This is a genomic window from Aestuarium zhoushanense, from assembly GCF_056431045.1.
The window spans coordinates 131,652-140,482 of record NZ_JBWKMA010000002.1 but is presented as its reverse complement, the minus strand read 5'-3'; the positions used below and the strand labels follow the sequence as shown (position 1 = coordinate 140,482).

The 8,831-nt window shown below is 57.9% G+C and carries 10 protein-coding genes; 2 read left to right on the top strand and 8 right to left on the bottom strand.

Annotated elements, in window-relative coordinates:
- Positions 1-161: 161 nt before the first annotated feature.
- Positions 162-716: a 5-formyltetrahydrofolate cyclo-ligase gene (locus AC07ED_RS01970; RefSeq protein WP_105234734.1), complete on the bottom strand. Its 555-nt coding sequence runs from the start codon at positions 714-716 to the stop codon at positions 162-164.
- On the bottom strand, positions 713-2,086 hold the full coding sequence (gene mgtE, locus AC07ED_RS01965) for a magnesium transporter (protein WP_105234733.1): 1,374 nt from the start codon (positions 2,084-2,086) through the stop codon (positions 713-715). Before mgtE ends, AC07ED_RS01970 begins: the two co-directional genes overlap by 4 nt.
- A gap of 109 nt (positions 2,087-2,195) precedes the next feature.
- Here mgtE and guaD point away from each other — a divergent pair, with 109 nt between their 5' ends.
- Positions 2,196-3,482 carry a guanine deaminase gene (gene guaD / locus AC07ED_RS01960; RefSeq protein ID WP_105234732.1) on the top strand — a complete coding sequence of 429 codons (1,287 nt, stop codon included), beginning with the start codon at positions 2,196-2,198 and terminating at the stop codon, positions 3,480-3,482.
- On the opposite strand, the gene AC07ED_RS01955 is transcribed toward guaD, so the two are convergent.
- The 5 genes from AC07ED_RS01955 to AC07ED_RS01935 all read right to left on the bottom strand — a co-directional run bounded on the left by AC07ED_RS01955 (position 3,479) and on the right by AC07ED_RS01935 (position 6,894).
- The gene (locus tag AC07ED_RS01955; RefSeq protein WP_067546051.1) at positions 3,479-3,958 is read right to left on the bottom strand and encodes a CAP domain-containing protein; all 480 of its coding nucleotides are present in this window, start codon (positions 3,956-3,958) and stop codon (positions 3,479-3,481) included. The two genes, guaD and AC07ED_RS01955, sit on opposite strands and share 4 nt — an antisense overlap.
- Positions 3,959-3,983: 25 nt before the next feature.
- Positions 3,984-5,315, bottom strand: a complete 1,332-nt coding sequence (locus AC07ED_RS01950) for an 8-oxoguanine deaminase (protein WP_105234731.1) — start codon at positions 5,313-5,315, stop codon at positions 3,984-3,986.
- Between the two features lie 58 nt (positions 5,316-5,373).
- Complete coding sequence (locus tag AC07ED_RS01945) at positions 5,374-5,685, bottom strand: hypothetical protein (RefSeq protein WP_105234730.1); 312 nt, start codon at positions 5,683-5,685, stop codon at positions 5,374-5,376.
- A 150-nt stretch (positions 5,686-5,835) separates the two neighbouring features.
- Positions 5,836-6,573, bottom strand: a complete 738-nt coding sequence (locus AC07ED_RS01940; protein ID WP_105234729.1) for a Bax inhibitor-1/YccA family protein — start codon at positions 6,571-6,573, stop codon at positions 5,836-5,838.
- Positions 6,574-6,666: 93 nt separating this feature from the next.
- Positions 6,667-6,894: a DUF1127 domain-containing protein gene (locus tag AC07ED_RS01935; RefSeq protein ID WP_105234728.1), complete on the bottom strand. Its 228-nt coding sequence runs from the start codon at positions 6,892-6,894 to the stop codon at positions 6,667-6,669.
- A 113-nt stretch (positions 6,895-7,007) separates the two neighbouring features.
- Between AC07ED_RS01935 and AC07ED_RS01930 the strand changes: the two genes are divergently transcribed.
- The gene (locus tag AC07ED_RS01930) at positions 7,008-7,865 is read left to right on the top strand and encodes a LysR family transcriptional regulator (RefSeq protein ID WP_105234727.1); all 858 of its coding nucleotides are present in this window, start codon (positions 7,008-7,010) and stop codon (positions 7,863-7,865) included.
- On the opposite strand, the gene AC07ED_RS01925 is transcribed toward AC07ED_RS01930, so the two are convergent.
- A complete protein-coding gene (locus AC07ED_RS01925; RefSeq protein WP_105236320.1) occupies positions 7,855-8,811 on the bottom strand; it encodes an NADPH:quinone oxidoreductase family protein in 957 nt (318 codons plus the stop codon). The two genes, AC07ED_RS01930 and AC07ED_RS01925, sit on opposite strands and share 11 nt — an antisense overlap.
- Positions 8,812-8,831 lie beyond the last annotated feature (20 nt).

The following is an 8,831-nucleotide window of genomic DNA, read 5'->3' as shown; positions in this document are numbered from 1 at the left end:
CACGACCCATTACATCGCCAAGAAAGAGTATTTTCATGAAATACCTCTAGGCCCGTGCCAATAAATGCGCAACCTCCGCCGCTCTGAACTCTGCCTTTGTGCCTCAAATATCCCGGGGGTGAATGGGCCAAAGGCCCAGAGGGGGCAGCGCCCCCTGCCCTTTACCCGACCTCGATCACACCGTTTTCGGTGACAATCAGGTTCAATGGCTGGTCTACGGGTTCGAGCGGGATATTGGCATCCTCTTGGGCGCTATAGGCAAACCCGATCGCAAGTGTCGCGCGTTTGGCGCGCAATTGCTCAAGCGTGCGATCATAGAAGCCACCGCCGTAGCCTAGACGACCGCCTGTCCGCGAAAACGCGACAAGGGGTACGATGAGGATCTCTGGCTCGATCCACTCCCCGCTTTCGGGGACCATTGCGCCGAACTCTCCCGCGATGAGGGCGCAGTCAGGTTCCCACTGGCGGAACTCGAGCGGCGTTGCGGCTCCCATGATCACAGGCACCCCGACAGGGCCGTGCGCTGCGGCTTCGGCCATTGCGGGCAACGGATCAATCTCGGTCCGCATCGGCATGTAGCCTGCGAGCGGCACGCCACGATACCCCGCGAGGACCTCTGAAAGATGCGCGGATGTGCCGACGCCCGCTTGATGGGCCTCTTTGCGGCGGGCAAAGGCGGCAACGCGGGCCGCAGCCTTCTGTTCATCAAGCGTCATAGGAGCATCCATCCAGCCAAGCCAAGGAAAGCAAAGAACCCGACGACATCTGTCACCGTGGTCACAAAGGCACCAGAGGCCAGTGCAGGGTCGACACCAGCACGTTCGAGCGCGACAGGCACCATCGTGCCAGCAAGCCCAGCGACCACAAGGTTGATAACCATCGCCAGCGCGAGGACCACACCCAGCATAGGCGTGCCGAACCAGACGTAACCGACCAAGCCCATGAGCACCGCAAAGACCAATCCGTTCAAAAGACCGACCATCATCTCTTTGCGGATCACGCGCCAAACGTTCGATCCTGTCAGGTCACGTGTCGCCATCGCACGCACGGCAACTGTCAACGATTGCGTGCCCGCGTTGCCGCCCATCGATGCTACAATCGGCATCAACACGGCTAAGGCCACGAGCCCCGAAATCGTCGTCTCAAACAGGCTGATGACCATAGACGCGAGGATCGCCGTCACGAGGTTCACGCCGAGCCACGGAAGGCGCTGACGCGTGGTCTCGAGCACGCTGTCCGACAGGCTCCCTTCGCCCACACCTGCAAGACGCAGGATGTCTTCTTCGTGTTCTTCGTCCAGAAGGGTCATCGCGTCGTCGATGGTAATCACACCGACGAGACGGTCATCTTCGTCTACGACAGGCGCCGAAATGAGGTGGTAGTGGTTGAACGCATGGGCCACATCCGCCGCCGTATCGTTCACGTCAAAGACGCGGAAGCTGTCCTCGCAAATGTCACGCAGTTTCGCGCTGCGGGGAGAAGACAGGATACGGCCGAGGGTCGCATAGGCCACGGGTTTAATCTTGGGATCGACCAGCACAACATGGTAAAACTGATCTGGCAGATCGATACCCGACCGCATGAAATCAATCGTTTCGCCAACCGTCCAATGTTCGGGCGCGCGGACGATTTCGACCTGCATGTGGCGGCCAGCAGATTCTTCGGGATAAGCGAGCGCCTTTTCGACAACGACCCGCTCTGGTCCCTCAAGAACATCCAGAACCGCTTCTTGTTGGTCCTCATCGAGGTATTCAACAAGGTCAACAACGTCATCGGATTCGAGTTCACGGAAAGCTTCAGCCAGTTCTGCAGGCGCGAGGCTTTCGATGATCTCTTCGCGGATACCTTCGTCGAGTTCGGACAGGATTTCCCCGTCCATCCCGCCCTTCCAGACATCCAGCAGGTCCCGCCGTTCGCGCGGCGAGATCTGTTCGATCACATGGGCGATGTCCGCAGGGTGCAAGGGATCGAGCAGGAAATCGACCTGCTCGGCATCGCCCGCATCAACAGCCTCGAGAACCCCGTCAACGAGACTTTCTGTGACACCAAATGCCTCTTCTTCGTGGTCTTCGATCAGCTCGGCCATGACGCCCCCGTTTGTTGCCCCCAAAATACGTATTTGCCGTGCGGTCACAACACATAGAGGCTGCTTTTCTGCGATTTACGCAAAGGTTTGATCAGATTAGCATGACAGTATGACAAAACATCTCCTCATCGGGCAAACGCTCTCCTATTCGGGCAATCCTTTTTCCTCAGCGTGGGAAGAAGTTAGCCATCATTCTTCTCGCGGAGCGGTGCTGATCGACGGCGATACAATCGCTGCCGTGGGCGAAGCAGATGACCTGCGCTGCGCCCATCCCGACGTGCCCGTGACTGATTATGGCGATGCGTTGATCACCGCAGGTTTTGTTGATGCCCATATGCACTATCCCCAAACGGGCATTATTGCGTCTTGGGGCAAACAACTGATCGATTGGCTGAACACATACACCTTCCCCGAAGAATCGCGGTTCCATGATTTGACCTATGCAGAGGAGGTCGCGGGACGGACGCTCGACCTCGCCTTGGCGCATGGGACGACGACCCTGACGAGCTTTTGCACCATCCACCCAGAATCGGTGGATGCGTTTTTCGGGGCGGCGACGGCACGCGGGATGGCGGTTGTTGCGGGCAAGACCTGCATGGACCGTAACGCACCAGACACGCTGCGCGATACGGCGCAGTCCGCTTATGACGACAGCAAGCGATTGCTAGAAAAATGGCACGGCGTCGGGCGCAACACCTATGCGATCACGCCACGGTTTTCACCGACCTCGACACCTGAACAGCTAGAGGCGCTGGGTGCTCTTTGGGCCGAACACCCAGATTGCCTGATGCAAACGCACCTGAGCGAACAGCTCCCCGAGATTGAGTGGGTGAAATCGCTCTTCCCTGAGTGCCACGATTATTTGGACACCTACGAACGGTTCGGACTGCTGGGCAAAGGTGGCCTTTATGGTCACGCGATCCACCTGACTGAGCGTGAGATTGCCCGCCTGTCAGAGGTTGGCGCCTCGGTGGTGCATTGTCCGACATCCAACACTTTTATCGGGTCGGGGCTGTTCGACCTAATGGGCCTTGCGCAAACGACGATCCGTATCGGGCTTGCCACGGACACAGGCGGCGGGTCGAATTTTTCGATGCTGCGGACGATGGCTGCGGCCTATGAGATTGCCCAACTGCGTGGGGTCGCCGTGCACCCCAGCCAATTGATGTGGCTTGCAACCGAGGGGTCCGCATCAGCTCTGCAAATGTCGGGGCAAATCGGTCATTTGGGCGTTGGCGCAAAAGCCGACATCACGGTGATTGATCTGGCCTCAACCCCAGTGATTTCGCAACGCAGCGCCCGCGCAAATGACATTTGGGACGCACTGTTCCCGACCATCATGATGGGCGATGATCGGGCTATTCGTGATGTTTGGGTGGCAGGTCGGGCCGTTTAACACGGCCCACCAAGCACCAGAACCCATTCGTTCTGATACCGACCAAGTCCAAACCGCGCGATCCCGTCGAGCAGCATATTCGCCCGATGCCCTGGCGATGAGAGCCACGCGTTGAACACCTCCGCCTCGGACCGCTGGCCCCAAGCGATGTTCTCTGCGACATAGCCCGAACAATAGCCCTGCGCTTTGGCGCGATCCCACGGCATAGACCCGTCAGGCCCACGGTGTTCGTGCGAACCCGCCTCGACCAAGGTGCGCGCATAGGCATTGGCTGTCGCGGTCAGCACTGCGTTTTCCTCAACCGGACCCAGCCCGTTCTGCGCCCGAAAATCAACGAGCATTTTGCCAAAGCCCGTGGTCGCAGGGGTGATGGTGATACTGCTCATGTCTGGTGTCGCAGGGCCGAGCGGGATCGGCACCACGACGCAGCCAGACAATGCGGCAATCGATGCAGCGGTGAGTAATGTGTAACGCATGGCAATGCCCCCAAAGCCGTTTCGTTTATTGAATGAGCGCCTTTGCCAAACGGTTTTGCCGTCCGATCATCTGCTCAAGGTCAATCGACACCAAATGGCCGCCTTGAACAATCTGACGCCCTTCTACAAAGAGTTCCTTAACACGAGTTGGCCCCGCAAGCAAAATCGCCGCCTTATCCCAGCTACCTGCAGCCTCAATCCCGTTCATGTCCCAGATCGCGATGTCGGCCCGTTTACCGACCGCGATTTGACCACAGTCGTGACGGCCCAGAACCTCTGCCCCGCCGCGTGTCGCGATCCACAGCGCCTCGCGCGATGACATAGCGTCTGCCCCGCGTGCAACTCGTTGGAGGAGCATCGCCTGACGCGCCTCGGCAATCAGATTGCCCGCATCGTTGCTCGCCGATCCATCGACGCCAAGACCGACAGGCACGCCCGCGTCCCGTATATCGCGAAGCGGTGCGATCCCCGACCCAAGGCGACAGTTAGAACAGGGGCAATGGGCCACACCTGTGCGTGAACGGGCGAACATATCAATTTCTGACCCGTCGAGTTTGACGCAATGCGCATGCCACACGTCCGATCCGGTCCAGCCAAGGTCTTCGGCATATTGCCCCGGACGGCAGCCAAACATCTCAAGGCTATAGGCAATGTCCTCATCATTTTCGGCAAGGTGTGTGTGCAGCATCACGCCCTTATCCCGCGCAAGGATCGCCGCATCCCGCATTAGATCACGCGTCACCGAGAACGGCGAACAGGGTGCAATCCCCACACGAACCATCGCCCCGTCGCGGGCATCATGGAAGGTGTCCACAACACGAATGCAGTCCTCTAGGATCGCGGGTTCTTGTTCCACAAGGCTATCGGGCGGCAGGCCACCGTTGCTTTCGCCAATGCTCATCGCGCCGCGTGTGGGGTGGAACCGCATCCCGATATCTTGGGCCGCTGCGATGGTATCATCCAACCGCGACCCGTTCGGATAAAGATAAAGGTGATCCGAGGTCAGAGTGCAGCCCGACAGCGCCAATTCCGCAAGGCCAATAGAGGCCGAAACATACATTTCCTCTGGGCCGAACCGCGACCAAATCGGATAGAGCGTTTTCAGCCACCCAAAGAGCAGCGCATCCTGTCCACCAGGCACCGCGCGGGTGAGCGTTTGATAAAGGTGGTGGTGCGTGTTCACCAAACCGGGCGTCAGAAGGCATCCCTCTGCATGGACGACCTTTGCGTCCCCTTGCGGCAGATCTGGACCAACTGCGGTGATCACACCGCCATCGATCAAAACATCGCCCGTAAATTCACGCGCATCATCGTCCATCGTCAGGATGGTTGCGCCTTTGATCAGTGTTTGTGTCATGTTTGTCCCGTCTGGAGTGTCCGCCCCAGTCTACAGTGCTTTATCAGACCCGTCAGTCTTAAAGAGCAACGGGCGCGTTCTGGCGTTCGTATTTGAACACCGAGATCGTCGAGTATTTTTCGACCTTGCAGGTAAAGCTGTGCCTCAGTTGTTCAATCAGCGCGTCGCCGTAGCGGGTGAACTTGTTCATGTCATTCAAAGAGGCGCAACCAACTTGGAGAACAATGCTCCCCTCTGCGTCAAAGAGGATTTCTGCGGTCAGGATTGGTAGACGATCACCGTCTTTTTCCAAGGATTCTGTAAAGAACGCAGCCGCGAGTTTTGACGTCGGCTGGGACCCAAATTTGATGGCATAAATTCTGTAAAACATCGTGCCGCGCGAGTCCTTGACTGGTGATCTGTTACCATCAACGACACTTCAACCTGAATTTGCACCACGTTTAACCAAATGATCGCGGGACCTATCCAAACGAAAAGGCCGCCCTGAGGCGGCCTTTGAGTGTGTTGTGTTCAGGTTCGATTAATCGCGATTGCCGAAAAGTTGCAGCAAGAACATGAACATGTTGATGAAGTCGAGGTAGAGGTTCAGCGCGCCCATGATAGCGGCTTTGCCCAACCATTCCTGATCCATCGCATACGCGTGCTGGATGTAATCGTTTTTGATCTTCTGGGTGTCATATGCAGTCAGACCAGCAAAGATCAGAACGCCGAGGATCGACACTGCGTATGCGATCGCAGGCGACTGCAGGAACATGTTGACGATCATCGCGACCAGAAGGCCAATTACACCCATCACAAGGAACGAGCCCATACCGCTCAGGTCTTTTTTGGTGGTGTAACCAACCAGCGACAGACCCGCAAAGGCGATCGACGTGATCAAGAAAACCTGCGCGATCGATACGCCTGTGAAGGCCATAAAGATCCACGACATCGACAGACCCATGACGGATGCGTAGGCGTAGAAGTAAAGCTGCGCACCAGCAGCCGACAGGCGATTCAACGCAGCGCCAAAGAAGAACACCATGCCCAGCGGCGCGAACATAACGATCCAGCCCAGAATGTTGGGCTGCAGGGTCCGCGGGTCACGCAGGATCGAGAAAAGCGCATCGCTCGTCCCGAAGGCCCAAGCAACGATAAAGGTCAGCAGGGTGCCGACAGACATCGTCGCATAGACTTTGTTCATGTGGGTACGAAGACCCTCGTCAATGGCAGCGGTGCGGACACCGGCATTGGCGCGCATCGTGCGGAAATCAGCCATAAAATCCTCCAAGAGTAGCTGTGGTGGTGCCCCAATGGGGCTTTGGTTACCATATTGGCATGGAGGTGCGAGGATTCAAGGCTTTATGCTCGATCAAAATGTCGAACGTGTCCAATGATCTTGCGCGTCCCAAACGGAGCGCTCTGCTTCGGCCATCGCGTCCTGACGCGTCACACCAATATCCGCCAGCATATGATCATCGAGAGCACTGAGCTGGCGACGGCTCCGCCGCAGACCAATGGCACGGAGGATCACGCTCCAGAACCGACGGAAGGCAGGGCGGTTATCTGCGAGGGCGGGGTTACAGCACAGGTCAGACATGTCATTTCCTTTCGTGATACAAACATGGGGTTCATCATTTTTCTTGATACTGCACGCCAGAATTGCATAATGAAAATGAATGTATTTGAAGCAAACCATCACGGATTGTGATCATGGCCCGAAATCTCGACCTGACTGCCCTACGCGCCTTTGCAACCGTTGCTGAAACAGGGGGTGTGACCCGTGCGGCGACCCTGCTGAACCTGACGCAATCGGCCGTGTCGATGCAGCTCAAACGGCTCGAGGAAAATCTGGGACTGTCGCTCTTAGATCGGTCAGAGCGCACCATTCGCCCCACCTCCGAAGGCGAACAACTGCTCGGCTATGCGCGAAAGATGCTAGACCTGAATGACGAGGCCTTGGGTCGTTTAACGGCAGACAGCTACGAGGGAGAGATCACCTTGGGCGTGCCGCATGACATCGTCTACCCAGTGCTGCCGCCTGTTCTGCGCCAGTTTTCGATGGATTTCCCACGGATGCAGGTGCGACTGATTTCGTCCTACACAAAACAGATGAAAGAACAGTTCGAACGGCACGAGATCGACGTGCTGTTGACCACCGAATACGGAACGCCCGAAGATGCAACGCTGTTGCGGTCAGTGCCTCTGGTCTGGATCGGCGCGCCCGAGGGGACTGCCTATCGCAATCGACCACTACGGTTGGCACATGAGGCCCATTGCATTTTCCGCCAAATCGCCCAGCGCAGTTTGGACGAGGCAAACCTACCTTGGCAGATGGCACTCGACACAGATTCTACGCGGACCGCAGAGGCGACGGTCGCCGCCGACCTCGCCATTCATACGATGCTCAAGGGGACAGAGCCGCCGCAACTGGCAGAGATTGACCACAATGGCGCCCTGCCCGATCTGCCTGTGACGAATATCAACCTCTACATCCAGAAGGGCCGTAATTCGCCAGTGATCCCCAGCCTCGCGGACCTTCTGACGAAGGCTTACAGCGTCACGGCGTAATCACGACCTTGCCCGTGGATTTGCGAGAGGCGAGCAGGGCGATCCCCTCCGCCGCTTGATCGAGGGGGAGGACATGGCTCACATGTGGCTTTAGCCGCCCCTGCGCATACCAGTCGAGCAACTCGGCGAGGCTTTCGGTCAGAGCCTCAGGCGCAAATTTCAGATAGCCACCCCAATAGACGCCAATCACATCGACGTTTTTGACCAAGAGGTGATTGGCGGGCACTTGCGGCACGTCCCCACTGGCGAATCCGATCGCCAAGAGACGAGCCTCGCGCTTGGCGGCCTTGAGCGCGGCGGTAAAGCTATCGCCCCCGACCGCGTCATAGGCCACATCTATACCGCCCAGCGCCTTTAGCTCAGCCGCCAGATCGGCATCTGCGTCGATCAGGTGATCCGCGCCCGCTGCCTTTGCTATGGCCAGCTTATCGGCGCCGCGTGCCACAGCAATCACCCGCGCACCGAGTTGTTTACCAATCTCGACCGCTGTCAGACCGACGCCCCCTGCAGCGCCCAAGACAACGAGCGTCTCACCCGCCTTTAATCGTCCCCGCCGCGTGAGCGCGAGGTGCGAGGTGCCATAGGCCACCATGAATCCTGCAGCTTGCGTCGAAGGCATCGCATCGGGCACAGCGATACAGCGGTCCGCAGGAAATACGCCATGCTCTGCCAGACCGCCCTGCCCGCCAAAAACGGCTACGCGTTGTCCGACCTCTGGCCAGGTGACACCCTCACCCTGCGCTGTCACCACACCGCAGACCTCAAGCCCCAGAGTGAACGGCGGTTTTGGCGTGTCCTGATATTTGCCCTTGGTCATCAGCATGTCGGCGAAATTCAACCCACAGGCTTCTATCCGCAAAGAAACCTCTCCAGCCGCTGGTTGCGGCACGTCGATCTCGACCAACTGGGCGGGGCTGTCAAAATCGACGACTTGAAAGGCTTTCATACGGCGGGACTCCTTGATGT

Bases quoted from the DNA above. Each gene is read 5' to 3' on its own strand.
- AC07ED_RS01970 (WP_105234734.1), bottom strand. From the start codon at position 716: ATGACGCTTGATGAACAGAAGGCTGCGGCCCGCGTTGCCGCCTTTGCC.
- mgtE (WP_105234733.1), bottom strand. From the start codon at position 2,086: ATGGCCGAGCTGATCGAAGACCACGAAGAAGAGGCATTTGGTGTCACA.
- guaD (WP_105234732.1), top strand. From the start codon at position 2,196: ATGACAAAACATCTCCTCATCGGGCAAACGCTCTCCTATTCGGGCAAT.
- AC07ED_RS01955 (WP_067546051.1), bottom strand. From the start codon at position 3,958: ATGCGTTACACATTACTCACCGCTGCATCGATTGCCGCATTGTCTGGC.
- AC07ED_RS01950 (WP_105234731.1), bottom strand. From the start codon at position 5,315: ATGACACAAACACTGATCAAAGGCGCAACCATCCTGACGATGGACGAT.
- AC07ED_RS01945 (WP_105234730.1), bottom strand. From the start codon at position 5,685: ATGTTTTACAGAATTTATGCCATCAAATTTGGGTCCCAGCCGACGTCA.
- AC07ED_RS01940 (WP_105234729.1), bottom strand. From the start codon at position 6,573: ATGGCTGATTTCCGCACGATGCGCGCCAATGCCGGTGTCCGCACCGCT.
- AC07ED_RS01935 (WP_105234728.1), bottom strand. From the start codon at position 6,894: ATGTCTGACCTGTGCTGTAACCCCGCCCTCGCAGATAACCGCCCTGCC.
- AC07ED_RS01930 (WP_105234727.1), top strand. From the start codon at position 7,008: ATGGCCCGAAATCTCGACCTGACTGCCCTACGCGCCTTTGCAACCGTT.
- AC07ED_RS01925 (WP_105236320.1), bottom strand. From the start codon at position 8,811: ATGAAAGCCTTTCAAGTCGTCGATTTTGACAGCCCCGCCCAGTTGGTC.